We start from the raw sequence: 23,921 nt of genomic DNA on the forward strand, positions 1-23,921 counted from the left end.
TTCCCGTCGTGTTCCCAAAGTTCTGGGAACGACGAAGGCCCGACCTGTTTCCACAGGTCGGGCCTTGATCAATCAGGGTGAGTAACGGGACTTGAACCCGCGACATCCTGGACCACAACCAGGTGCTCTACCAGCTGAGCTATACCCACCAAGGGCCGGTCTTCGTTCCCTACCGGCCGAGAAAAAGTGTACAGGGTCCGCGAGGGTGCTCGCGCCCGGATTCCGGGGCCGTGACCGGGGGCCGGTCAGGGGCCGGGGCAGGGCGTCGGCCCGGGGGTGGTCAGGCCCCGGGCAGTACGTGCTTCGCGGCGATCTGCTTGGCCGTGTCCGAGTCCGGGCCCGGCTGGGGTACGAAGACCGCTTCGCGGTAGTAGCGCAGCTCCGCGATGGACTCGCGGATGTCCGCCAGCGCGCGGTGGTTGCCGCTCTTCTCCGGGCTGTTGAAGTAGGCCCGCGGGTACCAGCGGCGGGCCAGCTCCTTGATCGAGGAGACATCGACGATGCGGTAGTGGAGGTAGCCCTCCAGCGTCGGCATGTCACGGAGCAGGAACCCCCGGTCGGTGCCGACCGTGTTTCCGCACAGCGGGGCCTTGCCGGCCTCCTTCACGTGCTTGCGTACGTACGCGAGGACCTGCTCCTCGGCGGCGGCGAGCGTGGTCCCGCCCGCCAGCTCGTCGAGGAGGCCCGAGGCGGTGTGCATCTGCCGCACCACCTCGGGCATGGTCTCCAGCGCCGAGTCCGGCGGGCGGATCACGATGTCCACCCCTTCGCCGAGCACGTTCAGCTCCGAGTCGGTGACCAGCGCGGCCACCTCGATGAGTGCGTCGTCCGTCAGCGAGAGCCCGGTCATCTCGCAGTCGATCCACACCATTCGATCGTTCATGCGCCTTACCCTACGGGGCGCTCCGCTGGCCGGGCAGACTCGGACGGCCCGGACCTGTCGCGTACATGTCGGAACCTGTCCGGCTGTGGTCCGTCACCGTCGCCGACGCCGACGCCTGGCCGGGCGTACTGGCCGCTGCCGCCGCCCGCCTGGAGTGCGGGGACGCCTGGGCGGGGACCACCGACTCCATGACCCCGTGGGGCATGGACTCGCCCTGCGGTCTGCGGGCCCGGTAGGCGGACCGGTAGGCCGCCGGGGAGGAGCCCAGCTGGCGCCGGAAGTGGCCGCGCAGTGCCACCGGCGAGCGGAATCCGCAGCGGCCCGCGACCTCGTCGACCGAGTAGTCGGAGGTCTCCAGCAGCCGCTGTGCCTGGAGCACCCGCTGGGTGATCAGCCACTGCAGCGGCGCGCTTCCGGTGAGCGAGCGGAACCGCCGGTCGAACGTACGGCGGCTCATGTACGCGCGGGCCGCGAGCGTCTCCACGTCGAACTGCTCGTGCAGATGCTCCAGCGCCCAGGCCACGACCTCGGCGAGCGGGTCGGAGCCGATCTCCTCTGGTAAAGACCTGTCCAGATAGCGCTCCTGGCCGCCGCTGCGCCGTGGTGGTACGACCAGTCTGCGGGCGAGCGCGCCCGCCGCCTCCGCGCCGTGATCCGTCCGGACTATGTGCAGGCACAGGTCGATTCCGGCCGCTGTCCCCGCGGATGTGAGCACATCGCCGTCATCGACGAACAGCTCTCTCGGATCCACATGGACGGACGGATAACGCTTGGCGAGCGTCGGTGCGTACATCCAGTGCGTGGTGGCCGGCCGGCCGTCCAGCAGACCGGCCGCGGCGAGCACGAACGCGCCGGTGCACAGACCGACGATCCGCGCGCCCTCTTCATGGGCACGGCGCAACGCGTCCAGTGCCTCCGGCGGTGGCGGTGACGTGATCGACCGCCAGGCCGGTACCACCACCGTGCCCGCCCTGCTGATCGCCTCCAGCCCGTACGGCGCGGTGAGTTCGAGGCCGCCGGTGGTGCGCAGCGGCCCGTCCTCCCCGCCGCAGACGAGCAGGCGATAGCGGGGAACCCCGGCGTCCTGGCGGTCGATTCCGAACACGGAGAGCGGGATGGAGCTCTCGAAGATGGGGCCACCGCTGAAGAGCAGCACAGCGACGACTTCCCGGCGACGTCTTCCGGAAAGTTTACGTGCTGACTCCGGTGCGGTAGTGGAGTCCTGGCTCATGGTGCTAAGCCCCCCTCGGTGTTCGCGTCTCCCCGTTCTTGTCGGGCCTTTCGCTCCTGCACGATTCCCCTCGGTTTTGCACGGGTCCCCAGCCTTCGATACTCATGATCGAATCTACTGTGTCCCGTGGTGCCGGCGTGACAAGTTCTCCAACCGGCGCTATGTCGACAAGGCAACTTGGCGCGAAGCATTCGATCACGAAGCGTTCCACTCGGAAGCCGAGAGTGGAAGTGGGCCTCGCGTGCATGGCCCATCCCCGTAGGGTGCCCAGGACCGCTGCGGTCCTTTCTTCCCTGGTGGCAAGGGGGTTGGCAGGCCATTTCACCAAAGGTTCTACTCGTATGTGAAGTTGGCTGAAAAGTGATGGGTGTGTCGATGTGATGCACTCAGTATCCCGGCGCACACCCTTCGCGTACGCGCGAGCCCCAGTGCGCCCCTTGGGAGCCTCGGGAGAGACGGCTTCCGGACGTTGCGTACGTAACGTACGTCCTGGCGTCCTCCGCGTGCCGCGGTGCGGCGGCGCGCCCGGACCGCCGCGGCGGTGGCCGGCGTACCGCGGTCACCGCGACGGGACCGTGCACGGCCGCCGCCGTACCGCCCGGGGAAGCGCCGTACGCCGCGCGGACCACCGGGACCGGCCCGCAGGCCACCGGGACCGGCCCGCGGCGGAGCGCCGCCCGGCGGACCCGCCCTCCACCGGCTCCGCGGCGGACCGTGCGGCGGGTGCGGCGGAGACCGGCGTCGGCCGGTGCGGCCCCGCGCGGTGCGCCCCATGATGCGCCCCGGAGCGCGCTCCGGGGCGTGCGGGCCCTGCGGTGGCGGCGGGGGCCCGAGCGGTGGGTGAGGCGGGTACGGGGCTCCACGGGGGCCGGGGACATGGCCGACGGCCAACGAGGAGCGGAGTCGTCCGGTCACTGCGGGGCCGCGCCACGACAGCTGTAGAGACCATCCGGCATTGCCATCCGGGACGCCCTCGTGCATGCTCCCTGGAACGCCGCGTGTGGGGCGCCGGTCTCTGGGCAGGAGAGGAGTGCCGCCGTACCCTTTGGGGTATGGGGTTGGGAAGATGATTCCCGGACACAGCTCCCCCCGACACGCCACTTGTTGATCCTTCTCAAGAGGACCTCTTTCGCCGAGACACTCATGGCCGGTCACGAAATCCCAGAACCCGCAGACCGCGAGCAGGTAGCCGACCCACTGTCGGACCTGCAAGCGGCGGAACAGACGCGCGCTTCCTGCGATCCCGCCTTCCGGCACGGAGTCGTCGTCGGCTTCGACGGCTCGATGTCGAGTGAACGGGCCCTCGCGTATGCCATCGGCATGGCCAGACGGCTGGGCTCGGGCCTGATCATCGTCCATGTCGCCAACCGGCTGCCCACCACGGTCTGGGCGGGCTGTGAGCCCCCCGTGTTCGTGGACGTGCCGGACCACCGCACCGAGGTGCTCGGCCTCGAACTGGCCTGCGCGGACTATCTCGCCGAGGTGCCGTGGATCCTGGTCGAGCGCGGTGGCGACATCTGCCATGAACTCGAAGAGGTCGGCCAGGAGTACTCCGCCGACGCGATCGTCGTCGGGTCCACGCACGGCATCGTCGGGCGGATCTTCGGTTCGGTGGCGGGGCGGCTGGCGCGGCGGGCGCAGCGGCCCGTCGTGGTGATCCCGTAACCCCACGTGCCCCCTCTTGCCCCCTCGCGCCGCTGTCCCCACGCGGCGACCGTCTCCACTCGCAAACTTTCTCGCGCGCAACCGCCTTGTACGTCAGCCGTGTTGACGTCAACTCGGCGCTGACTCCGTGTCAACTCCCTTACCCGCAGTGTGAATCTACTCACAGGTAGAGGTGGATTGCGAGCCGGTGAAGGGTACATATCGGCCGCTGGGACACAGCACCACGCACATCGTGAAGGGAGCCCGCCGTGGACAATGCCGTCTCTGCGGGAAGCGCTACTTCGACCTGGGTTCTGGGCCATCTCGCCCTGGGCCTCACCCTGCTCGCCTTCGGAATCGGCCACACCGGCGTCGTCGACGGAGTGACGGCGGTCGCCGCCGTCTCGCTCGCGCTCTATGTCGGCGGCATCGCCCTTTTCCTCGCCGGACTGCTCGAATTCCGGGCGGGCGACTCATTCACCGGCACGGCCTTCGCGGGCCTCGGCGCATTCTGGTTCACCTGGGGCACCGGAGTCGGCCATCAGGTCTCCGCGGACGCCGCGGGCCTCTTCCTCGTCCTCTGGGCGCTCCTGGCGTTCAGCCTCGCCGTCGGCGGCGCGAGCGCGGGGCCGCTGGTGCAGAGCGCGTACGGACTGTTCTGCGCCGGGCTGCTGCTGCTCGCGGTGGGCCAGTTCGCCGACAGTGCGGGCCTCATCAAGGTCGGCGGCTGGTTCGCCGTCGTGGCGGGCCTCGCCTCCTGGTACGCGGCGACGGCCGCGCTCGCCAATTGGCCGACCGCACTGCCGCGCCGTCGTGCTGCCGGCCGAGGAGTGACGGCCACCGGCTGAGGCAGCCGCGGGCCGGCGCCAAGGGCAAGGGCCTGTACGGCTGATCCGCGAGGATCCGCCGACAGGCCCTGGCGCCGGTCCCTTCGGGGAGCGTCCCCGGCGCGAAGGGTGGCACGCGCCGGGGACGCTCTCGCCGTACGGCGCCCTGTGTCGTACGACCACTCCTGCGAGAGGTCGTACGACAACCCCCCGTGGGAGGTCGTACGGCAACCCCCCGCGGGAGAGGGCGAGCCGCTACTCGACCGTCACCGACTTCGCGAGGTTGCGGGGCTTGTCGATGTCCCGGCCCAGCGCCAGAGCCGTGTGGTACGCGAGCAGTTGGAGCGGGATGCCCAGCAGGATCGCGTCGAGTTCCGTCTCGTTCTTCGGCACGACGATGGTGTGGTCGGCCTTCTCCTGCGGCTGGTGCGCCACCGCCAGGATCGGACCGCTGCGCGCCTTGATCTCCTCCAGCGCCGCCCGGTTCTTCTCCAGCAGATCGTCGTCGGGGACGATCGCGACGGTCGGCAGCGCGGGCTCGATGAGGGCGAGCGGGCCGTGCTTCAGCTCCGAGGCCGGGTACGCCTCGGCGTGGATGTAGGAGATCTCCTTCAGCTTCAGCGAGGCCTCGAGCGCCACCGGATAGCCCCGCACCCTGCCGATGAACATCATGGAGCTGACCTGCGCGTACTGCGCCGCCAGCTTGGCGATGTCGTCCTCCGTCGCCAGGATCTCGGCGATCTGGGCGGGCAGCCTGCGCAGCCCGTCGATGATCCGCTTGCCGTCCGCGACCGACAGATCGCGGATCCGGCCCAGATGCAGCGCGAGCAGCGCGAACGACACCACGGTGTTGGTGAAGCACTTGGTGGAGACGACGCAGACCTCCGGGCCCGCGTGCACATACACCCCGCCGTCGGTCTCCCGGGCGATCGCCGAGCCCACGACATTCACGACGCCCAGTACGCGCGCGCCCTTGCGCTTCAGCTCCTGCACCGCGGCCAGCACGTCGTACGTCTCGCCCGACTGGGACACCGCGACATAGAGCGTGTCGGGGTCCACGACCGGATTGCGGTAGCGGAACTCGGAGGCGGGCTCGGCGTCCGCCGGGATCCGGGCCAGCTCCTCGATCAGCTGCGCGCCGATGAGGCCGGCGTGGTACGAGGTGCCACAGCCGAGGATCTTGATCCGGCGCACCCCGCGCGCCTCCCGGGCGTCCAGATTGAGACCGCCCAGATGCACGGTGGAGAACCGGTCGTCGATCCGGCCGCGCAGCACCCGGTCCACGGAGTCGACCTGCTCCGAGATCTCCTTGTGCATATAGGTGTCGTGGCCGCCCATGTCGTACGACTCGGCCTCCCACTCCACGGTGGTCGGCGTCGCCGAGGTGCGCGAGCCCTCGGTGGTGTACGTACGGAAGTCGTCGGCCTTGAGGGTGGCCATCTCGCCGTCGTCCAGCGTCACGACCTGGCGGGTGTGGGAGACCAGCGCGGCCACGTCGGAGGCGACGAACATCTCCTTCTCGCCGATGCCCAGGACGACCGGCGAGCCATTGCGGGCGACGACGATACGGTCCGGGAAATCGGCGTGCAGGACGGCGATGCCGTACGTGCCCTCGATCAGCTGGAGCGCCTGGCGGACCTTCTCCTCCAGGGTCGGGGCCTGGGAGCGGGCGACGAGATGGGTCACCACCTCGGTGTCCGTCTCGGACTGGAACACGACGCCGTCGGCCTCCAGCTTGACCCGCAGCTCCGAGGCGTTGTCGATGATGCCGTTGTGGACGAGGGCGACCTTGCCCTCCAGGTCCATGTGCGGGTGCGCGTTCTCGTCGCTCGGGGCGCCGTGGGTTGCCCAGCGGGTGTGCGCGATGCCGGTGGTGCCGGAGAAGCGCTTGGGTACGCGGGCCTCCAGCTCGCGGACCCGCCCCTTGGCCTTGACCATCTTCAGCGCGGCCGGCTTGCCCGCGCCCGGCTTGCCGGTGATGACCAGCCCGGCCGAGTCGTACCCCCGGTACTCCAGCCGCTGCAAGCCCTCCAGCAGCAGTGGTGCCACATCACGCTTTCCGATGTATCCGACGATTCCGCACATACAGTCTCTGTCCCTCCTGGATCACGCTGTCCTGGGTCACGGTGCTTCGCACGGTCAGCCGTAGACGATGCGGCGCAGCTGCCGCAGCGAGAGCGCCGGGGGCGCCACCGCGCGATGCGGCAGCTCGGCCGCGATCCGCTCGAAGATCTCCGCGTTCGTGGACCCACCGGACTGCATCTCCCGGTGGCGGCGGCGGACGAATTCCTCGGTCGTCTCGTCGAAGTACGCCAGCACGTCGAGCACCACCCGGGCGGCCTCACCGCGCTGGAGCGCGGTGCTGCGGACCAGGTGGTCGATGAGGTCGTCGTACGACGGGCGGCGTTCGAGCACGTGTCGATATTGCGGGTGATCAAGGGGGTTCGCAACAATCCTGCCCGGAATCGGGCAGGATTCGCTGAAAGTGGGGGCCAAAAGAGCGAAGGCCGCAGTGATGGATCAGAGCCGCTTGAGGACGGCCTGCTTCGCCGTGCTGAACTCCTCGGCGGTGAGGATCCCCGCCCGGTGCAGTTCGCCCAGCTCCCGCAGCCGGCGCAGCAGGACGTCATGGTCGTCGCCGCTCGCCGCCGCCGGGCCCGCGGGGTCCGTCGTGTCCGCCGCGTCCGTGGTGCTCGTCGCGGCCTTGACGAGGCCCGGCGCCGGGGGCGGGGCGGCGGTGAGCGCGGCGGACGCGGCGGACGCGGCGCGCGGATGAGGCAGCCGGGCCACCACCGCCGCACCGACCAGAGCCATCAGCGGGTCCTTCCTGAACCCGTACAGATCCACCGCCTGCGGGTCGTACTTCGGCGGGGTGGACACGGGCGCCCTGCTGGTGAGGAAGCGCAGATAGCCGTTCTCCAGACCGGCGCTCGGCAGCCACTCCACTGCCTCCACCTCGCCGAGCACGAGGGTGCGGGGGCCGCCGGAGGACTTGGACTCCTCCGTCTTCCAGTTCCACTCCAGCCGGATCCGCTCCCCGTCGAAGGTGACGCTCGCGTCGCCCGCGCTCACGGTGATCGGCAGAGCCGGTCCCGGCAGCAGATAGCGGTCGACGGGGCCGGGCTCCACCTGGTCGAGCAGCAGGGCGTTCCGCACCTCGTCCACGAAGTACTCGGCGACCCCCACGCGGTCCTTGTCGACGGTCAGCAGATAGGGGTCGGAGCTGTCGCCCAGCCGGCCGCCGGTGATCTGGAGCAGCGGGTCCGCGCCCTCCCGCAGGCGCAGCCGCAGCCGCCCCGACCTGCGCCCGGCCTCGAAGGAGATCCCCGCCAACGCGCCCAGCGGCAGGGCGACTTCACCGAGAGCCTTGCGGAGCGGGCTCACGCCCTTGTCCTTGCCGGGCACGATACGGACCGTGTCCCCGTCGAAGGTCCATGTGCCGTCCTTCTGGATGATTTCCGCCATGCGGGGATTCTTCCATCAGGCGGGCGGAAATTGGTCTACACCTTGACCGCCGGTGGGGCGTGCGGGTCCCATGGTGAGTGCTCGGCACCGCAGGTGAGTACCCCGTCGCCCCGTCGAAGGGACAATCTTGTGAGACAGCACAGCCTTGTGAGACAGCACAGCACGTTTCCCCGTCTGTTCGGTTCGCTGCTGCTCGTCGTGGCGGCCGGTATCTCCAGCATCGGAGCCGCGCCGGAGCGCGGTGCTCCGAGTCCCGCCCCGGCGCCCGCCGCACGTCCGCTCGATCAGATCGTGCCCGCTCCCGCACAGGTCAGGGCGGGCGGCGCGGCGTACACCCTCACCGCGCGCAGCCGGATCCAGGTGGCGGGCCGGTCGCACGAGGACGCCCGCGAGGCCCGCCGGATCGGCTCGTACCTGGCCGGGCTGCTGCGGCCCTCGACCGGTTACGCGCTGCCCGTCACCGACCGGCGCGGTGACGGCGGCATCCGGCTGCGGCTCGTCGGCTCCGACGGCCGGGACCGTGAGAGGGCGCCACTCGCGCAACACGCCCTGGGGCTGGGCGAGGAGGGCTACCGCCTGGAGTCCGGCCGCGGCGGTGTCACCATCACCGCCCAGGAGCCCGCCGGGCTCTTCCACGGCGTCCAGACCCTGCGGCAGCTGCTGCCCGCCTCCGTGGAGAAGCGGACCCCCCAGCCCGGCCCCTGGACGGTCGCGGGCGGCACCATCACCGACACCCCGCGCTACGCCTACCGGGGCGCGATGCTCGATGTCTCTCGGCACTTCCTGACGCCCGATCAGGTCAGGCTCTATATCGATCAGTTGGCGCTCTACAAGATCAACAAACTGCATCTGCACCTCTCCGACGACCAGGGCTGGCGGATCGCCATCGACTCCTGGCCGCGCCTGGCCACCTACGGCGGCTCCACGCAGGTCGGCGGCGGCCCCGGCGGCTACTACACCAAGGCCCAGTACCGGGAGCTGGTGAGCTACGCGGCCTCCCGGCACCTGGAGGTGATCCCGGAGATCGACATGCCGGGCCACACCAACGCCGCCCTCGCCTCGTACGCCGAGCTGAACTGCGACGGCGTCGCGCCCCCGCTCTACACCGGCACGGCGGTCGGCTTCAGCTCGCTGTGCGCGCCCAAGGAGGTGACATACGACTTCGTGGACGACGTGATCCGCGAACTGGCCGCCCTCACACCCGGGAAGTATCTCCACATCGGCGGCGACGAGGCCCACTCCACCAGCCACGCCGACTATGTGACCTTCATGGAGCGGACCCAGGCCGTCGTCCGGAAGTACGGGAAGACCGTCGTCGGCTGGCACCAGCTGACCGGCGCCACCCCGGTGGAGGGGGCCGTCGCCCAGTACTGGGGGTACGACGCCACGAGCGCCGCCGAGCGCGCGCGGGTCGCGGCGGCGACGAAGAAGGGCACGCGGCTGATCCTCTCCCCGGCGGACCGGGTGTACCTCGACATGAAGTACGACAGGAGCACCGTGCTGGGCCAGTCCTGGGCCGGTTACACGGAGGTGGACCGCTCGTACGACTGGGACCCGGCCACCTATCTCGCCGGCGCGGGTGTGTCCGAGGACGCGGTGCTCGGTGTCGAGGCGCCGCTCTGGACCGAGACGCTCGCGACGAACGACCAGCTGGAGTCCATGGCCTTCCCGCGGCTGCCCGGTGTCGCCGAGCTGGGCTGGTCACCGGCCGCCACGCACGACTGGGACACGTACAAGGCGCGGCTGGCGGCGCAGGGGCCGCGCATGGCGGCGCTCGGGATCGACTACTACCGCTCGCCGCTGGTGAACTGGCCGGCCGGGCAGTAGAACCGGGCGGTAGAGCTGGGCCGGTTGAGCCGGATCGGCTGAGCCGGACCGGTTGAGCGTGGCCGGTTGAGCGTGGCCGGTCGAGCGGCAAAGGAGCCGGCGCCGGGGGATGCGACACACCCCCGGCGCCCGGTGAGCCTCAGCCCGTCGGACTCAGATCCGCCAGGCCCAGCTCCCGCGCGATCAGCATCCGCTGGACCTCGCTCGTCCCCTCACCGATCTCCAGGATCTTGGAGTCCCGCCACATCCTGGCGACCGGATACTCGTTCATGAAGCCGTATCCGCCATGGATCTGGGTGGCCTCACGGGCGTTGTCGACCGCGACCGTCGACGAGTACAGCTTCGCCAGCGCGGCCTCCTTCTTGAACGGCTCGCCGTGCGTCAGCCGGGAGGCCGCGTCCCGCCAGCCGATCCGCGCCATGTGCGCGCGCATCTCCATGTCGGCGATCTTGAACTGGATGGCCTGGTTGGCGCCGATCGGCCGGCCGAACGCGTGCCGCTCGCGCGCGTACGCCACCGACTCGTCCACACACCCCTGGGCGAGCCCGGTCGCCAGCGCGGAGATCGCGATCCTGCCCTCGTCGAGGATGCGCAGGAACTGCGCGTACCCCCGGCCCTCCTCGCCGAGCAGGTTGGCCAGCGGGACGCGCACGTCCGAGAAGGACAGCTCGCGGGTGTCCGACGCGTTCCAGCCGACCTTCGAGTACGGGGCCGCGACCGTGAATCCGGGGGTGCCCGACGGCACGATGATCGAGGAGATCTCCGGACGGCCGTCCTCCTTGCGGCCGGTGACGGCGGTGACCGTGACCAGGCCCGTGATGTCCGTACCGGAGTTGGTGATGAAGCACTTGCTGCCGTTGATCACCCATGAGTCGCCGTCGCGCACGGCGGTGGTCCGCGTGCCGCCCGCGTCCGAACCGCAGTCCGGTTCCGTCAGGCCGAACGCGCCGAGCAGTTCGCCCGAGCAGAGCCGGGGCAGCCACGCGCGCTTCTGCTCCTCCGTACCGAAACGGTGGATGGGCATGGCACCGAGCGAGACGCCGGCCTCCAGGGTGATCGCCACCGAGGAGTCGACGCGGGCCAGCTCCTCCAGGGCGATACCGAGCGCGAGATAGTCGCCCCCCATGCCGCCGTACTCCTCCGGGAACGGCAGCCCGAACAGCCCCATCCGCCCCATCTCACGGACGATCTCGTAGGGGAACTCGTGCCGCTCGTAGAAGTCGCCGATCTTGGGCGCGACGACCTCGCGGGCGAACTCCTCCACGGTGCGCCGCAGTTCTTCGTGCTCGGCGGAGAGCCGGTGGTCCAGGGACATCGATGGTCACTCCTTGTGGGAGAGGGCGCGGACGGTACGGGAGGGGCTGGGGCGGCCCAGCCGTTCGGCCAGCCAGTCGCTGGTGGCGACGAGCCGGCCGAGATCGACGCCGGTTTCGATACCGAGGCCGTCGAGCATCCACACGAGGTCTTCGGTGGCGAGATTGCCGGTCGCGCTCTTCGCGTACGGGCAGCCGCCGAGGCCGCCCGCGGAGGCGTCGACTGTGGTCACTCCGTGCTGGAGCGCGGCGAGGGTGTTGGCGAGCGCCTGGCCGTACGTGTCGTGGAAGTGCACCGCGAGGGCGTCGGTCGGCACGCCCTCCTCGTTCAGCTCGGCCAGGAGCGTCTGCACATGTCCGGGGGTGGCGACGCCGATGGTGTCGCCGAGGCTCAGCTCGTCGCATCCCATGTCCCTGAGGGCCTTGGCGACCCTGACGACCTGATGGACCGGGACGGGCCCCTCCCAGGGGTCGCCGAAGCACATCGAGAGATAGCCGCGGACCCCCATGCGGTCCTCCCGGGCCCTGGCGACGACCGGCTCGAACATGGCGAGCGACTCGTCGACCGTCCGGTTGAGATTGGCCCTGGCGAAGGATTCCGTGGCGCTGCCGAACACGGCGATACGGCGGGCGCCCAGCGCCATGGCGCGGTCCAGCCCGCGCCCGTTCGGCACGAGCACGGGAAGCTCGATGTCGGGGGCGCCGCCGAGGTCGGCGAGCATCGGGAACAGCAGCTCGGCGTCGGCCAGTTGGGGTACCCACTCGGGGCGGACGAAGCTGGTCGCCTCGATGGTGGTCAGGCCCGCGTCGGCGAGGCGGTGGATGAACTCCGCCTTGACCTCGGTCGGTACGACGCTCTTCTCGTTCTGGAGCCCGTCGCGCGCGCCCACCTCGTGGATACGGACCCGGGGCGGCAGGCCCTGCGCGGGCACCGCCATGGGCAGTCCTTCGGTCATGACTCCTCCTCGGCGGGGCCGGCCGGCGCGACGACGGCCAGCACCTGATCCATGGCGACGGTGGACCCGGGGGTGACGTCCAGCTCGGTGACCGTGCCGTCGTGCGGGGCGGAGATGACGTGCTCCATCTTCATCGCCTCGACGACCAGCAGACTCTGCCCGGCCGTCACCTCGTCCCCGACGGCCACCTTCACGACGGTGACCGTCCCGGGCATCGGCGCGGTCAGCGCGTCCACACCGCCCGCCCCGGCGGCCCCGCGCAGGGCGGCCTCCACGGGGTCGTAGTCCTGGACGTGCCAGCTGTCCCCGTCCCTGCCGAGCCAGTCGCCCGCGCGGTGGAAGGTGTGGGTCACCCCGTCCACGGTGACCGTGACCCGGCCGGGCTCCACCCGGGACCGGTCCGCCGGCGGCGCCTCCAGCGTCACGGGTTCATGTCCCGTCACGCGCAGGGGATGGCCGGCCGGGTGGCGTACGCCGCCGAGGCGCCAGCCGTCCGGTACGGAGAAGGGGTCCACCCATCCCGCGGTCGCGGGCGGCAGCAGCCCCGCCTGACGGACCGCCGCCGCGGCCGCGTACACCTCGGGCGGGACCGTCTCCGCCAGCAGCCCGGCCGCCTCGCGCTCGACCAGACCCGTGTCCAGCTCGCCCGCGACCACCGAGGGGTGGGCCAGCAGCCTGCGGAGGAACCCGGCGTTCGTCGGGACCCCGAGCGTGACCGTCTCCGCGAGCGCCGCGCGGAGTCTGCGCAGGGCCGTGGCGCGGTCGGGGCCGTACGCGATGACCTTGGAGAGCATCGGGTCGTACGCGCTGCCGACGTCCGCGCCCTCGGAGAGGCCCGAGTCGGTCCGTACGCCGTCGCCCTCCGGCTCGCGCAGGGCCAGGACCGTACCGCCGGAGGGCAGGAAGCCGCGGGCGGGATCCTCGGCGCAGACGCGCGCCTCCACCGCGTGCCCGTCGAACGCGATGTCGTCCTGACCGAAGGGCAGTTCCTCGCCGGAGGCGATCCGCAGCTGCCACTCCACCAGATCCAGGCCGCGCCTCCCCCCGACCGACACCGCCAGCTCGGTCACCGGATGCTCGACCTGGAGGCGGGTGTTCATCTCCATGAAGAAGTACGACGACGGGTCACCGCCGGGGACGATGAACTCGACCGTCCCCGCGCCCTCGTATCCGCACGAGCGCGCCGCCCGGACCGCCGCCTCGCCCATCGCCGCGCGCGTGGCCCCGTCCAGCAGGACGGACGGCGCCTCCTCGACGACCTTCTGGTGGCGGCGCTGGAGCGAGCACTCGCGCTCGCCCAGATGCAGCACGTTCCCCCGGCCGTCCGCCAGGACCTGGATCTCGATATGGCGCGGGCGGTCCACCCACCGCTCCACCAGGAGCGTGTCGTCCCCGAAGGAGGAGCGCGCCTCGCGCCGGGCCGCCGCGATCTCCTCGGCGAGCGCCGCCTCGGACCGCACCAGCCGCATGCCCTTGCCGCCGCCGCCCGCCGAGGGCTTCAGCAGCACCGGCATCCCGATCCCGCGCGCCGCCTCCGCCAGTTGGCCATCGCTCAGTCCGCCGCCGGAGGAGCCGGGGACCACCGGGACCCCGGCGGCCCGTACGGTCTCCTTGGCGCGGATCTTGTCGCCCATCAGCGCGATGGCGGGGGCGGGCGGGCCGACGAAGACCAGCCCCGCGTCCGCGCAGGCGCGCGCGAAGCCGGCGTTCTCGGCGAGGAAGCCATAGCCGGGGTGGACCGCCTGCGCGCCGGTACGGGCCGCCGCCTCCAGCAGCCGGTCGACGCGCAGATAGCTCTCGGCAGCGGCGGCGGGCCCGATCCGTACCGCGGTGTCGGCCTCCCGCACATGCCGGGCGTCCGCGTCCGCGTCGCTGAACACCGCGACCGAGCGCACGCCCAGGGTCCGCAGGGTACGGATGACGCGGACCGCGATCTCGCCGCGGTTGGCGATCAGAACGGTGTCGAACATTCCCACCCTCACATCCGGAAGACGCCGAAGCCGGGCGCCGCGCTGTCCCTCGGGGGCAGCGGGGCGTTGGCACACGCGGTCAGGGCCAGACCCACCACCTGGCGGGTGTCCAGCGGGTCGATGACGCCGTCGTCCCAGAGGCGCGCGGTCGCGTAGTAGGCGTTGCCCTGGGTCTCGTACTGCGCGCGGATCGGGTCCTTGAAGGACTCCTCGTCCTCGGCCGGCCACTCCTCGCCGCGCGCCTCGATCTGGTCGCGCTTGACGGTGGCCAGCACCGAGGCGGCCTGCTCGCCGCCCATCACCGAGATCTTGGCGTTGGGCCACATCCACAGGAAGCGGGGGGAGTAGGCCCGGCCGCACATCGAGTAGTTGCCCGCGCCGTACGAACCGCCGACGACGACCGTCAGCTTCGGCACCCGCGCGCAGGCGACGGCCGTCACCATCTTCGCGCCGTGCTTGGCGATCCCGCCCGCCTCGTAGTCCCGGCCGACCATGAAGCCCGAGATGTTCTGGAGGAAGAGCAGCGGGATACCGCGCTGGTCGCACAGCTCGATGAAATGCGCGCCCTTCTGGGCGGACTCGGAGAACAGGATGCCGTTGTTGGCGACGATGCCCACCGGATGGCCGTGGATCCGCGCGAAGCCGGTGACCAGCGTCGTACCGAACTCGGACTTGAACTCGGCGAACCGCGAGCCGTCGACCAGCCGCGCGATCACCTCGCGGACGTCGTAGGGCGTACGGGAATCCACCGGCACCGCGCCGTACAGCCCGGCGGGGTCCGCCTTCGGCTCCTCCACCGGCTCGACGGACCAGGGGAGCGGGCCGCGCGCGGGGAGCGTCGAGACGATCGTGCGGACGACGCGCAGCGCGTGCGCGTCGTCCTCGGCGAGATGGTCGGTGACCCCGGAGACCCGGGAGTGGACCTCGCCGCCGCCCAGCTCCTCGGCCGTGACGACCTCGCCGGTCGCCGCCTTCACCAGCGGCGGGCCGCCCAGGAAGATCGTGCCCTGCCCGCGGACGATCACGGCCTCGTCGCTCATCGCCGGGACGTACGCCCCGCCCGCCGTGCAGGAGCCGAGCACCGCGGCGATCTGCGGGATGCCGGCGCCGGACATCCGGGCCTGGTTGTAGAAGATCCGGCCGAAGTGGTCGCGGTCGGGGAAGACCTCGTCCTGCATCGGCAGGAAGGCGCCGCCGGAGTCCACCAGATACACACAGGGGAGGCGGTTCTCCAGAGCCACCTCCTGGGCGCGGAGGTGTTTCTTCACCGTCATCGGGTAGTACGTACCGCCCTTGACCGTGGCGTCATTGGCGACGATCACCACCTCGCGCCCGCTGACCCGGCCGATCCCGGCGATCACCCCGGCGGCCGGGGCCGCCCCGCCGTACATCCCCTCGGCCGCGAGCGGCGCCAGCTCCAGGAAGGGCGAGCCGGGGTCGAGGAGGGTGTCCACCCGGTCGCGCGGGAGCAGCTTTCCGCGCGCGGTGTGCCGGGCGCGGGCCTTCTCGCCGCCGCCGAGGCGCGCGGCGACGAGCCGGGAGCGCAGGCCGTCGGCCAGCTCCTGATGGGCCGCCTCGTTGGCCCGCCATGCCTCGGACGCCGGATCGGCGGCGCTCGCCAGCACTGGTGCCTGCCGCATCGCTCGTAGCCCCCCTCGCTGGGTTCACTGGTGTGGTGGTGCGGTGTGGTGGTGCGCGGTGTGTCAGTGAGCGCCGTTAGTGAGCGTTAACGTGACGCTTCCAGGTTAACGACCGCTAACGGCCCTGTCTAGAATGATTTCCCATGAGCACCAGGACCGCGGCCCCGACCCGCCGCGAGCAGATCCTCAGCGAGGCCGCGCGCCTCTTCGCCGAGCGTGGGTTCCACGGCGTCGGTGTCGACGAGATAGGGGCGGCCGTCGGCATCAGCGGGCCCGGTCTGTACCGCCATTTCGCGGGCAAGGACGCGATGCTCGCCGAGCTGCTGGTCGGTATCAGCGGACGGCTGCTGGACGGCGGGAAGCTGCGTGTACGGGGCGCGGGCGCGGCCGGCGACCCCGCCGCCGTACTGGCCTCGCTGATCGACGGGCATATCGACTTCGCCCTGGACGACCGCCCGCTCATCACCCTCCACGACCGCGAGCTGGACCGTCTGAGGGACAGCGACCGCAAGCTGGTGCGCCAGCTCCAGCGGCAGTACGTGGAGCTGTGGGTCACGGTCGTACGGGAGCTGCACCCGGCCGTCCCGGAAACCCAGGCGCGCGGCGCGGTCCACGCGGTCTTCGGCCTGCTGAACTCGACACCGCACCTCGGCTCACCCGGCGGCGGCCTCCCGGGCCGCGCCGCGACGGAATCCCTGCTGCGCCGCCTGGCGCACGGCGCGTTCGCGGCGCTGGGCGATACGGACGAGCCCGCGCGGTAGGGGACGGACCGGGCGCGCCGCCGGTCGTGGGCGGGAGCGCGCACCACGCCGACGGGCGCCCGCCGGAGTCCGGGCTGGTCGAAGACCGGCCGAAGACAGTCCGGGAACCGGGACACCCGGCGCGGCGCCCGGGTCGGACGGCACAATGGGTTCATGCCGATACCGAGCCGTGCCGCCCTTGTCGACCATCTCGTCCGAACGCGTATCGCCGGGAATGTCGCCACCCCCCGCGACAACAACCTCTCCCATTACCGCAAGCTGGCCAATGGCGACCGCCACTACTGGCTGGGCCTGGAGCTGGGGGACCGCTGGACCGACGAGCAGGACGTGCTCGCCGTGATGGCCGAGCGGTGCGGGGTCAGCGACGACCCGGGGCACCGGGCCGGCCAGGACACCATCGATCCCGAGCTGACCGTGGACGGCCTGGAGCGGCTGGCAGCCCGGCTGCGCAAGGCCGCCGCGGGCAAGCAGCGCGTGCTGTTCGCGACCGGCCACCCGGGCGGGCTGCTGGACGTGCACCGCCAGACCGCGGACGCCCTGCGGGCCGCGGGCTGCGAGATCGTACGGATCCCGGGCGGGCTCACCGCCGACGAGGGCATGGTCTTCCAGTTCGCGGACATCGCGATGCTGGAGCGCGGCGCGACCCTCTGGCACACGCACTCGCCGGAGCCGATGCGGGCGATCCTGGACGGTCTGGAGCGCGAGGGCAGACCACAGCCCGATCTGGTGGTCGCGGACCACGGCTGGGCGGGATGCGCGGGCCAGCGCGGACTGGACTCGGTCGGATACGCGGACTGCAACGACCCGGCGCTCTTCATCGCCGAGGCGGAAGGCACGCTGGAGGTGACCGTCCCGCTGGACGACCATGTCACGGACCCGCGCTTCTACGACCCGATGACCGCCTACCTGCTGAACGAGGCGGGCCTGCTCTGACCGTACGGCCGAACCGGCCCGCCCCACTTCTTCCTCACAGCCCCATCGACGTGGCTCTTACAGCCCCATCGACTTGGCGATGATCATCTTCATGACCTCGCTGGTGCCGCCGTAGATCCGGTTGACGCGATTGTCCGCGTACAGCCGGGCGATCGGGTACTCGTTCATATAGCCGTAGCCGCCGTGCAGCTGGAGGCACTTGTCGATGACGCGGTGCGCGACCTCGGTGGTGAAGAGCTTCGCGGAGGCGGCCTCGGCCGCGGACAGCTCGCCCAGGTCATGGGCCTCCAGCGCGCGGTCGACGACGGCCTCCGCCGCGTCCACCTCGGCCTTGCACGCGGCCAGTTCGAACTTCGTGTTCTGGAACGACGCGACGCTCTTGCCGAAGACCGTCCGCTCCTGGACGTACGCCTGCGCGAACCGGACCGCCGCGGCGGCCTGCGCGTACGCGCCGACGGCGATGCCCAGCCGCTCCTGCGGCAGATTCTGGCCGAGGTAGGAGAAGCCCTTGTTCTCCTCGCCGAGCAGATCCTCGACCGGGACCTTGACGTCGGTGAAGGACAGTTCGGCGGTGTCGGAGATCCGCAGCCCCAGCTTGTCGAGCTTGCGGCCGACCGCGTACCCCTCGGACGCCGTGTCCACGACCAGCAGCGAGATGCCGTGGCGGCGGTCCTCGGCGGTCGGGGCGGCGGTACGGGCGCAGACGATCACGCGGTCCGCGTGCACGCCGCCGGTGATGAACGTCTTCGCACCGTTCAGGACGTAGTGCGTGCCGTCCTCGGAGAGCCTGGCGGTCGTCTTCATACCGGCCAGGTCGGAGCCCGTGCCCGGCTCGGTCATGGCGATGGCGTACATCGCCCGGCCGCTGACGAAGTCCGGCAGCCACCGCTTCTTCTGCTCGTCGGTGGCGTACGCCTTCAAATAGGGCAGGCAGAGCGCGACATGGACCCCGGAGCCGCCGAAGGAGACACCCGCGCGTGCGCACTCCTCGGTGATGACCGCCTGGAACTTGAACGATTCCTCACCCGCGCCGCCGTACTCCTCGGGCACCTCGATGCCGAAGATGCCCAGCTCGCCGAGTTGGTGGTAGAAGTCGCGGGGCGCCTGCCCCGCCGCGTACCACTCGTCGTGGACGGGGACGACCTCGGCCTCGATGAAGGCGCGGATGGTCTCCCGGAACGCCTCGTGGTCCTCGTTGTAGACAGTACGGCGCACTGGAGTGCCTCCCCGTCGTGGCTAAGCGCTTGCTCATCCAAGTTACCCGGCGGTTCGTTCCGGTGTCCAGGCCCCGGGAAAGGTCGGCGCATCGGCCGGGCAGGGCCTGCGGACACGGCCTGAGGAGCCGGCCCGCGCCGTCACGCCCAGCGCAGCGCGAACCACAGCTCCATCCGTACGTCGGCGTCGTCAAGGTCCGTGTCCAGCAGGGTCGCGCAGCGGGCGATCCGCTGGCGGACGGTGTTGCGGTGGACGGTCAGGGCCACCGCCGTACGGTCCCAGCTGCCGTGCAGCGAGAGCCAGACGCGCAGCGTCTCGGCCAGGGCGGGGGAGCCGGTGAGCGGCGCGAGGCGGGCACGGGCGTGGGCGGCGGCCTCCTCGGGGGCGAACAGGCCGGTGAGTCCCTCCCCGAGGTGGCGTACGAGCGGGGTGCGGGTGGCCTCCGCGCGGCGCAGCGCCCGCCCGGCGCGGGCGTCGGCGGCGGCCAGCCCCGCGGGTTCCACCGGCTCGCTGACGCCCAGGGTCCAGCCGGGCCGGGCGGTGACCTCGCGGTCGGTGACGACGCGGGTCGTGGTGCCGTCCGTCTCGACCAGCGCGCTGCCCAGCGCCGCCGCCAGCGCGCCCGCCGCGAAGGGCGTGGAACCGCCGCGCGCGTGGACCACGCTCCACGGCCCCGGCCCGAGCAGCGGCGCGGCCTCGGCGGGCGTGGCCCCGAGCAGCATCCGTACGAGCGCCGCCGAGCGGCCCGACTCGGCCGCGCTCTGATGGGGCGCGGTGAGCAGCGACAGCAGGACGACGGCGACGCCGGTGACGGTGTGGTCCCCGGCCTCCCGTCCGGCGGTGGCCACGCCGAGGACGAGGCCCTGTCCGCCGCCGAGCGCGTAGGCGGCGAGATGGGCGCCCTGGGCGGTGTCGGTGGCGGACGCCGGTCCGCCGCGTACCACCCGGGCCAGCCGCCCGAGGGCCGTACGGGCCCCGGGCGACGCAGCCCGGCCCGTGGTGTGCAGCTCCGCGCCGTCCGGCGCGAACAGCACCGCGCGGCCCTCCAGCCGCACCGCCAGCTGCCGCAGCACGGCGGGCACCGGATCCTGGCGCGCGGCGGCGGCCGCCAGACCCTGCTGTGCCTGGGTCACCCGGCGCAGCTCGCGATGGCGTGCCTCCGCCATCAGCCGCCACACCTCGCGTGCGACGGTGGTGAACGGGGTACGCGGCGGTACTTCGAGCAGCGGCAGACCGTGCCGGTCGCACGCCTCGACGAGCGCGGGCGGCACCGTGTCGTACACCGGCGTCACCCCGAAACCGAGCGCCGCCGCGCCCGCCTCGACCACCCGCGCCGCGTACTCGTCCGCGTACGCGTCGCTGAGCTGGACACCGGCGGTCAGCAGCAGCTCCCCGCCGAGCAGATACGGGTACGGGTCCGCCATCTCCGAGGTGTGCACCCAGTGCACCACCTGGGAGCCGTCGTCCGGCGGCCCGGCGATCCGGCGCAGCCCGAGATCCGGGTCCGCGAGCAGTGCGGCCAGCGGAATCGGCGGGGTGGGCGGGGGACCGGCGGGGCGCGCGGTGCGGTTCGTCATGGACGTTCCATCCATTGTTTGTCTGCGGAATGGATGAAACGTACACTTCAGCGATGCTTTCCGGCCACCTACCGTCATGACCCACAAGAACGCGGGATGAAAAGTGTGAGTCGAGACGGAGGAAGCCCATGGCTGTCGATTACGCGGTGATCGTCGTCTATCTGGCCGGCATGCTGGCCATGGGCTGGTGGGGCATGCGCCGCGCCAAGTCCAAGAGCGAGTTCCTGGTCGCGGGCCGCAGGCTGGGGCCCTGGATGTACTCCGGCACGATGGCCGCGATCGTCCTCGGCGGCGCCTCCACGATCGGCGGGGTCGGCCTCGGCTACAAGCACGGGCTCTCCGGCGCCTGGATGGTCTTCACCATCGGCCTCGGCCTGCTCGCCCTTTCCCTCTTCTTCTCCGCGCGGATCGCCCGGCTGAAGGTCTACACCGTCTCCGAGATGCTCGATCTGCGCTACGGCGGCCGGGCCGGGGTCATCTCGGGCATCGTGATGTGGGCGTACACGCTCATGCTCGCGGTCACCTCGACCATCGCCTACGCCACGATCTTCGACGTCCTCTTCGACCTGCACCGCACCGTCGCGATCATCCTGGGCGGGGCCATCGTCGTCGCGTACTCGACGCTCGGCGGCATGTGGTCCATCACGCTCACCGACATGGTGCAGTTCGTCGTCAAGACCGTCGGGGTGCTGCTGCTCCTGCTGCCCATCGCGGTGGTCAAGGCGGGCGGGTTCAGCGAGATGAGGGCGCAGCTGCCGGACGAGTACTTCGCGCCCTTCGGCATCGGCGGCGAGACGATCTTCACCTATGTGCTGATCTACACGTTCGGCATGCTGATCGGACAGGACATCTGGCAGCGGGTCTTCACCGCGCGCGGCGACAAGGTGGCGCGCTGGGGCGGCACCGTCGCCGGTACGTACTGCCTGGTGTACGCGCTGGCCGGAGCGGTCATCGGGACCGCGGCCAAGGTGCTCTACCCGGATCTGGGCAGCGCGGACGACGCGTTCGCGACCATCGTCAAGGACGAACTGCCCATGGGCGTACGGGGGCTGGTGCTGGCCGCCGCCCTCGCGGCCGTGATGTCGACCTCCTCGGGCGCGCTGATCGCCTGCGCGACCGTCGCGAACAACGACATCTGGTCGCGGCTGCGGAGGGTCGGCGGCCGGGGCGGCGGCGCGGACGGCGGACCGGACGGCGCCGAGCACGACGAGGTCAGGGGCAACCGGCTGTTCATCCTGATCATGGGGATCGGCGTCATCGCCATCGCGATCGCGCTGAACGATGTCGTCGAGGCGCTCACCGTCGCGTACAACCTGCTCGTCGGCGGACTGCTGGTGCCGATCCTCGGCGGTCTGCTCTGGAAGCGCGGGACGGTGTACGGCGCGCTGGCCGGCGTGATCGTCGGCGGCGGGGCCGTCGTGGGGCTGATGGCGGCGTACGGCATCCTCGCCAACGAGCCCGTCTACTACGGGCTGTTGTCCTCACTGGCCGCCTATCTGATCGTCAGCCTGGCGACCAGGCCGACGGACGAAGCGGTGCTGGCCGCGTGGCGGCGCCGGCTCGCGGGCGAGGCGGACGACGAGAGCCCCGGGACCCCGTCCGAACCAGCCCTTCCCGTGGGCTGAGGGCGGGCGACGCACGACCCGGACCGGCCCACTGTCAGTGGGCCGGTCCATTCTTGACAGAGCATCACACAGCGACACGTATCGGTACGCAGCGCCGCACAGCGGCGCGGAGCCGCGCGGAGCCGCGCGAGCACTACCCGGAGAGGCCCGACGATGAGCGGCAACGGAAACGAATCCCAGGTCACTTCCCAGGTCACCGGCGACGGGGGCCGCGACGGCGGCCCACGCGGCCCGGTCGACTCGTCCCGCGTCCCGAGGTACGCGGGCCCGGCCACCTTCGCCCGGCTGCCCCGGCTCGACGAGGTCGGCACCGCCGATGTCGCCGTCGTCGGCGTCCCCTTCGACACCGGCGTCTCCTACCGTCCCGGCGCCCGCTTCGGCGGAAACGCGATCCGGGAGGCGTCGCGCCTGCTGCGCCCGTACAACCCGGCCCAGGACGCCTCCCCGTTCGCCCTCGCGCAGGTCGCGGACGCCGGGGACATCGCCGCCAACCCGTTCAACATCAACGAGGCCGTCGACACCATCGAGGCCGCGGCCGACGAACTGCTCGGGACCGGCGCGCGTCTGATGACCCTCGGCGGCGACCACACCATCGCGCTCCCGCTGCTGCGCTCGGTGGCGAAGCGGCACGGCCCGGTCGCGCTGCTCCACTTCGACGCCCATCTGGACACCTGGGACACCTACTTCGGCGCCGAGTACACGCACGGGACGCCGTTCCGCCGGGCCGTCGAGGAGGGCATCCTCGATACGGAGGCGCTCTCCCACGTCGGTACGCGCGGCCCGCTCTACGGCAAGCGGGACCTGGACGACGACGCCAGGATGGGCTTCGGGATCGTCACGTCCGCCGATGTGATGCGCCGGGGCGTGGACGAGATCGCCGACCAGCTGCGGCAGCGCATCGGGGACCGTCCGCTGTACATCTCCATCGACATCGATGTGCTGGACCCGGCGCACGCTCCCGGCACCGGCACACCCGAGGCGGGCGGGCTGACCTCCCGTGAACTCCTGGAAATAGTGCGGGGACTGGCCTCCTGCAATGTGGTCTCGGCGGATGTCGTCGAGGTCGCGCCCGCGTACGACCACGCCGAGATCACCTCCGTCGCCGCCTCCCACACGGCGTACGAACTGACGACGATCATGTCCCGGCAGATTGCCGCGGGGAAGGCGACGAAGTGACCCACGACCACGATCACGACCACGGGCCCCGGCCCCTCACCCCCGAACAGACCGCCGCCGCCCTGGCGCCGCCCGCCGGGCGCAACGGCGGTGACCTGGTCGTCGAGACGCTGTACGGGCTCGGCGCCACCACCGTGTTCGGGCTGCCGGGACAGCACGCGCTGGGGATGTTCGACGCCCTGCGCCGGTCCTCGCTCCAGTACGTCGGCCTCCGCGTCGAGAACAACGCGGGGTTCGCCGCCGACGCGTACGGCAGGGTCACCGGCGAGGTCGCCCCGCTGCTGCTCTCCACCGGCCCCGGCGCCCTGACCTCGCTCGCCGCGCTCCAGGAGGCGGCCGCCGCCTCGGCGCCCGTGCTCGCGATCTCCAGCCAGATCCCGACGGCGGGACTCGGCGGCGGCCGGCACGGCTATCTGCATGAACTCCGCGACCAGCAGGCGTCCTTCCGCGACATCGTGAAGTCCGTGCACCCCGTCCGCGCCGCCTCCCAGATCCCGTCCGCGATCGCCGCCGCCTGGGAATCCGCGCTCAGCGCGCCGCACGGCCCGGTCTGGGTCGAGATCCCGCAGGACGTCCTCCTCGCCGGGACGACCCTGCCGGTCGTCACCGCCATGGACGCGACCCCGCGCGAGCTGCTGCCCCGTCCCGAACTGACCGCCGTGGCCGCCCACGCGCTGTCCAACGCCGCCCGCCCGGCGATCATCGCGGGCGGTGGAGTCGTCCGCGCCGACGCCGGCGGCAAGCTCCGCGCGCTCGCCGAGAAGCTGTCCGCGCCGGTCGTCACCACCTTCGGCGGCAAGGGCGCCTTCCCCTGGGAGCATCCGCTCTCGCTCCAGTCCTGGCTGGAGGACCGGCACACCACGGACTTCCTCGAAGAC

General features: G+C 71.5%; 19 protein-coding genes and 1 tRNA gene. 8 read left to right on the forward strand and 12 right to left on the reverse strand.

Going from position 1 to position 23,921, the window contains the following annotated elements; all coding sequences use genetic code 11:
* Positions 1-76 precede the first annotated feature (76 nt).
* From CU044_RS26430 to CU044_RS26440, 3 genes are all read right to left on the reverse strand, one after another.
* Positions 77-149: transfer RNA gene (locus CU044_RS26430), tRNA-His, on the reverse strand.
* Positions 150-280: 131 nt separating this feature from the next.
* Positions 281-883, reverse strand: a complete 603-nt coding sequence (orn, locus tag CU044_RS26435) for an oligoribonuclease (RefSeq protein WP_129771264.1) — start codon at positions 881-883, stop codon at positions 281-283.
* Positions 884-893: 10 nt separating this feature from the next.
* Positions 894-2,114, reverse strand: coding sequence for a helix-turn-helix domain-containing protein (locus CU044_RS26440; RefSeq protein WP_129771265.1), 1,221 nt, complete (start codon positions 2,112-2,114; stop codon positions 894-896).
* Between the two features lie 1,143 nt (positions 2,115-3,257).
* On the opposite strand from CU044_RS26440, the gene CU044_RS26445 reads away from it, so the two are divergent.
* Positions 3,258-3,779 carry a universal stress protein gene (locus CU044_RS26445; RefSeq protein WP_030354999.1) on the forward strand — a complete coding sequence of 174 codons (522 nt, stop codon included), beginning with the start codon at positions 3,258-3,260 and terminating at the stop codon, positions 3,777-3,779.
* A 248-nt stretch (positions 3,780-4,027) separates the two neighbouring features.
* Positions 4,028-4,606, forward strand: coding sequence for a GPR1/FUN34/YaaH family transporter (locus tag CU044_RS26450; protein ID WP_129771266.1), 579 nt, complete (start codon positions 4,028-4,030; stop codon positions 4,604-4,606).
* 234 nt (positions 4,607-4,840) lie between these two features.
* Here CU044_RS26450 and glmS read toward each other — a convergent pair whose 3' ends face one another.
* The 3 genes from glmS to CU044_RS26465 form a co-directional block, all read right to left on the reverse strand.
* The gene (glmS, locus tag CU044_RS26455) at positions 4,841-6,670 is read right to left on the reverse strand and encodes a glutamine--fructose-6-phosphate transaminase (isomerizing) (protein ID WP_129771267.1); all 1,830 of its coding nucleotides are present in this window, start codon (positions 6,668-6,670) and stop codon (positions 4,841-4,843) included.
* 54 nt (positions 6,671-6,724) lie between these two features.
* The gene (locus CU044_RS26460) at positions 6,725-7,000 is read right to left on the reverse strand and encodes a hypothetical protein (RefSeq protein WP_030354996.1); all 276 of its coding nucleotides are present in this window, start codon (positions 6,998-7,000) and stop codon (positions 6,725-6,727) included.
* Positions 7,001-7,105: 105 nt separating this feature from the next.
* On the reverse strand, positions 7,106-8,050 hold the full coding sequence (locus CU044_RS26465; RefSeq protein WP_129771268.1) for a DUF4429 domain-containing protein: 945 nt from the start codon (positions 8,048-8,050) through the stop codon (positions 7,106-7,108).
* Between the two features lie 147 nt (positions 8,051-8,197).
* On the opposite strand from CU044_RS26465, the gene CU044_RS26470 reads away from it, so the two are divergent.
* Positions 8,198-9,877: a beta-N-acetylhexosaminidase gene (locus CU044_RS26470; RefSeq protein ID WP_129771269.1), complete on the forward strand. Its 1,680-nt coding sequence runs from the start codon at positions 8,198-8,200 to the stop codon at positions 9,875-9,877.
* A gap of 139 nt (positions 9,878-10,016) precedes the next feature.
* On the opposite strand, the gene CU044_RS26475 is transcribed toward CU044_RS26470, so the two are convergent.
* Genes CU044_RS26475 through CU044_RS26490 form a run of 4 tightly spaced genes read right to left on the reverse strand, consistent with a single transcriptional unit; the run spans position 10,017 to position 15,756 of the window.
* Positions 10,017-11,192, reverse strand: coding sequence for an acyl-CoA dehydrogenase family protein (locus CU044_RS26475; RefSeq protein WP_129771270.1), 1,176 nt, complete (start codon positions 11,190-11,192; stop codon positions 10,017-10,019).
* A 6-nt stretch (positions 11,193-11,198) separates the two neighbouring features.
* The gene (locus tag CU044_RS26480) at positions 11,199-12,146 is read right to left on the reverse strand and encodes a hydroxymethylglutaryl-CoA lyase (protein ID WP_129771271.1); all 948 of its coding nucleotides are present in this window, start codon (positions 12,144-12,146) and stop codon (positions 11,199-11,201) included.
* The gene (locus CU044_RS26485; RefSeq protein WP_129771272.1) at positions 12,143-14,116 is read right to left on the reverse strand and encodes a biotin carboxylase N-terminal domain-containing protein; all 1,974 of its coding nucleotides are present in this window, start codon (positions 14,114-14,116) and stop codon (positions 12,143-12,145) included. Before CU044_RS26485 ends, CU044_RS26480 begins: the two co-directional genes overlap by 4 nt.
* Before the next feature lie 8 nt (positions 14,117-14,124).
* Positions 14,125-15,756 (reverse strand): carboxyl transferase domain-containing protein, encoded by a 1,632-nt coding sequence (locus tag CU044_RS26490; RefSeq protein ID WP_129771273.1) that lies wholly within the window; start codon positions 15,754-15,756, stop codon positions 14,125-14,127.
* Positions 15,757-15,899: 143 nt separating this feature from the next.
* On the opposite strand from CU044_RS26490, the gene CU044_RS26495 reads away from it, so the two are divergent.
* Positions 15,900-16,517, forward strand: coding sequence for a TetR/AcrR family transcriptional regulator (locus tag CU044_RS26495; protein ID WP_129771274.1), 618 nt, complete (start codon positions 15,900-15,902; stop codon positions 16,515-16,517).
* A 153-nt stretch (positions 16,518-16,670) separates the two neighbouring features.
* The gene (locus CU044_RS26500) at positions 16,671-17,450 is read left to right on the forward strand and encodes a phosphatase (protein ID WP_129771275.1); all 780 of its coding nucleotides are present in this window, start codon (positions 16,671-16,673) and stop codon (positions 17,448-17,450) included.
* A 57-nt stretch (positions 17,451-17,507) separates the two neighbouring features.
* Here the strand turns inward: CU044_RS26500 and CU044_RS26505 are convergent, their stop codons facing one another.
* Positions 17,508-18,665: an acyl-CoA dehydrogenase family protein gene (locus tag CU044_RS26505; protein WP_129771276.1), complete on the reverse strand. Its 1,158-nt coding sequence runs from the start codon at positions 18,663-18,665 to the stop codon at positions 17,508-17,510.
* Positions 18,666-18,805: 140 nt separating this feature from the next.
* The gene (locus CU044_RS26510) at positions 18,806-20,242 is read right to left on the reverse strand and encodes a PucR family transcriptional regulator (protein WP_240045860.1); all 1,437 of its coding nucleotides are present in this window, start codon (positions 20,240-20,242) and stop codon (positions 18,806-18,808) included.
* Positions 20,243-20,370: 128 nt separating this feature from the next.
* Between CU044_RS26510 and CU044_RS26515 the strand changes: the two genes are divergently transcribed.
* The 3 genes from CU044_RS26515 to CU044_RS26525 all read left to right on the forward strand — a co-directional run.
* Positions 20,371-21,867 carry a sodium:solute symporter gene (locus CU044_RS26515; RefSeq protein ID WP_129771278.1) on the forward strand — a complete coding sequence of 499 codons (1,497 nt, stop codon included), beginning with the start codon at positions 20,371-20,373 and terminating at the stop codon, positions 21,865-21,867.
* A 153-nt stretch (positions 21,868-22,020) separates the two neighbouring features.
* The gene (speB, locus tag CU044_RS26520) at positions 22,021-23,043 is read left to right on the forward strand and encodes an agmatinase (RefSeq protein WP_129771279.1); all 1,023 of its coding nucleotides are present in this window, start codon (positions 22,021-22,023) and stop codon (positions 23,041-23,043) included.
* Positions 23,040-23,921 (forward strand): thiamine pyrophosphate-binding protein (locus tag CU044_RS26525; RefSeq protein WP_129771280.1); only part of this gene is annotated, 882 nt, incomplete at its 3' end. The genes speB and CU044_RS26525, both read left to right, overlap by 4 nt.

It is taken from the genome of Streptomyces sp. L-9-10, assembly GCF_004151105.1.
GTDB lineage: Bacteria > Actinomycetota > Actinomycetes > Streptomycetales > Streptomycetaceae > Streptomyces.

Bases quoted from the DNA above. Each gene is read 5' to 3' on its own strand.
- orn (WP_129771264.1), bottom strand. From the start codon at position 883: ATGAACGATCGAATGGTGTGGATCGACTGCGAGATGACCGGGCTCTCG.
- CU044_RS26440 (WP_129771265.1), bottom strand. From the start codon at position 2,114: ATGAGCCAGGACTCCACTACCGCACCGGAGTCAGCACGTAAACTTTCC.
- CU044_RS26445 (WP_030354999.1), top strand. From the start codon at position 3,258: ATGGCCGGTCACGAAATCCCAGAACCCGCAGACCGCGAGCAGGTAGCC.
- glmS (WP_129771267.1), bottom strand. From the start codon at position 6,670: ATGTGCGGAATCGTCGGATACATCGGAAAGCGTGATGTGGCACCACTG.
- CU044_RS26465 (WP_129771268.1), bottom strand. From the start codon at position 8,050: ATGGCGGAAATCATCCAGAAGGACGGCACATGGACCTTCGACGGGGAC.
- CU044_RS26475 (WP_129771270.1), bottom strand. From the start codon at position 11,192: ATGTCCCTGGACCACCGGCTCTCCGCCGAGCACGAAGAACTGCGGCGC.
- CU044_RS26480 (WP_129771271.1), bottom strand. From the start codon at position 12,146: ATGACCGAAGGACTGCCCATGGCGGTGCCCGCGCAGGGCCTGCCGCCC.
- CU044_RS26485 (WP_129771272.1), bottom strand. From the start codon at position 14,116: ATGTTCGACACCGTTCTGATCGCCAACCGCGGCGAGATCGCGGTCCGC.
- CU044_RS26490 (WP_129771273.1), bottom strand. From the start codon at position 15,756: ATGCGGCAGGCACCAGTGCTGGCGAGCGCCGCCGATCCGGCGTCCGAG.
- CU044_RS26495 (WP_129771274.1), top strand. From the start codon at position 15,900: ATGAGCACCAGGACCGCGGCCCCGACCCGCCGCGAGCAGATCCTCAGC.
- CU044_RS26500 (WP_129771275.1), top strand. From the start codon at position 16,671: ATGCCGATACCGAGCCGTGCCGCCCTTGTCGACCATCTCGTCCGAACG.
- CU044_RS26510 (WP_240045860.1), bottom strand. From the start codon at position 20,242: ATGACGAACCGCACCGCGCGCCCCGCCGGTCCCCCGCCCACCCCGCCG.
- CU044_RS26515 (WP_129771278.1), top strand. From the start codon at position 20,371: ATGGCTGTCGATTACGCGGTGATCGTCGTCTATCTGGCCGGCATGCTG.
- speB (WP_129771279.1), top strand. From the start codon at position 22,021: ATGAGCGGCAACGGAAACGAATCCCAGGTCACTTCCCAGGTCACCGGC.